Raw genomic sequence first — 549 nt, 5'->3', positions numbered from 1 at the left:
TCGGGGTCTGTATGGTTGATATTGGCGGCGGCACCACCGATATCGCGGTCTTTACCGCCGGTTCCATTCGTCACACCGGGGTGATACCGATTGCTGGCGACCAAGTCACCAGTGATATTGCCATGGCACTGCGTACCCCCACGCAACATGCAGAACAACTCAAAATTAAGTATGCCTGCGCCCTTGCGCAGCTCGCCAGCGCTGACGAGACCATCAAGGTCCCAAGCGTGGGCGACCGACCACCGCGCGATCTGTCACGCCAATCCTTGGCCGAGGTGGTGGAACCGCGCTACGACGAACTCTTTACCCTCGTGCAAGCGGAACTACGCCGCAGTGGGTTCGAAGATCTGGTGGCTGCAGGCATCGTACTAACCGGCGGCACCGCGAAGATGGAAGGGGTTGTTGAACTGGCGGAGGAGATCTTCCATATGCCGGTTCGACTCGCGATGCCGCACGGTGTTCGCGGGATGGATGACATCCTGCAAAACCCGATTTTCGCCACCAGTATTGGTCTGTTGCATTATGCCGCGGAGGGGGAGCAACTCGGAG

Annotated in this window: 1 protein-coding gene; it reads left to right on the top strand. The window is 59.0% G+C overall.

The features are described from left to right. Positions 1 to 549 (top strand): cell division protein FtsA (ftsA, locus tag EOE65_RS17870; RefSeq protein WP_127696269.1); only part of this gene is annotated, 549 nt, incomplete at both ends.

This window comes from Neptunomonas marina (genome assembly GCF_004005935.1).
Classification (GTDB): Bacteria; Pseudomonadota; Gammaproteobacteria; order Pseudomonadales; family Balneatricaceae; genus Neptunomonas; species Neptunomonas marina.
This window is presented reverse-complemented; position numbering and strand designations above follow the sequence as displayed.